Here is a 276-nt window from a genome sequence, read left to right as displayed (position 1 = left end):
GCGTGTGCGTGCGTGAAGGTACTTATCATCGGTCAACGCGCTGTCGGCCTGTTGCAAAAGCCACAAGCCAAATGCCTGTGGGCATCGCGGGCCGATGGCCTGGACCATGCCGTATTGCTGGGCCTGAATGGCACTGATGGGCAAGCATTCTTCAGTGAGTTTATGCGCGATTTCGCTGCCCACGGCCCGTGGCAGGCTGTACGTCCAGTATTCGGAGCCGTAGAGCCCCATGGTTTTGTAGTGCGGGTTGAGCACCACACCTTCGCGGGCTAATAC

General features: G+C 58.7%; 1 pseudogene. It reads right to left on the bottom strand.

What is annotated here, in order from left to right:
• A pseudogene (locus tag AAEY93_RS20525) lies at positions 1 to 276 on the bottom strand (hypothetical protein); the annotation flags it as partial.

Source organism: Shewanella sp. CAL98-MNA-CIBAN-0140, assembly GCF_040309905.1.
Taxonomy (GTDB): domain Bacteria; phylum Pseudomonadota; class Gammaproteobacteria; order Enterobacterales; family Shewanellaceae; genus Shewanella; species Shewanella psychromarinicola.
The sequence above is the reverse complement of the archived record's forward strand: the minus strand, read 5'-3'. Positions and strand labels throughout refer to the sequence as shown.